Below are 423 nucleotides of genomic sequence, written 5' to 3'. Positions count from 1 at the left end.
CCGCAGGCCGGCGCCGTGGTCGTCGACCGTTCCGACGGCAATGTCCGCTATCTGACGGCCCCGTGGGTGACGGGCGCGGCCGTGCGCGACCTGCTGGCGCCGACGGCCGCGGCGCAGCGCCTGTCCCGTACGAAGGACGGCGTGACGTCCCCGTTCCCGAGCCCCGCCCTCTCCGCCTCGTGCACGTCGTGGAACGCGCTGGCCCTCACCGACGCGGACGGCACCCGCTACTCCACCGACCTCGGCGAGCTCGTGCCCGCACACCTCACGTCCGGCCGCCCGGACGCGCCGCGCGAGGTGCAGCCCGGCGACTGGCGGACCACGGCCTGCTCCCTGGCCGCGGCCCGCTCGCACGGCGTGCGCTCGGTCAACTCCTGGGCGTACGCGGACCAGGAGCTGCCCGAGGCGAACGGGGAGGCCGCG

Annotated in this window: 1 pseudogene; it reads left to right on the top strand. The window is 76.8% G+C overall.

The window, feature by feature from the left end:
- Positions 1-423: pseudogene (locus tag G3I40_RS17585) on the top strand (hypothetical protein); the annotation flags it as partial.

The sequence above is a fragment of the Streptomyces sp. SID14478 genome (genome assembly GCF_010548525.1).
In the GTDB taxonomy this organism is placed as follows: Bacteria; Actinomycetota; Actinomycetes; order Streptomycetales; family Streptomycetaceae; genus Streptomyces.
Note: the sequence above shows the minus strand (reverse complement) of the source record. Positions and strands in the feature narration are given on the sequence as shown.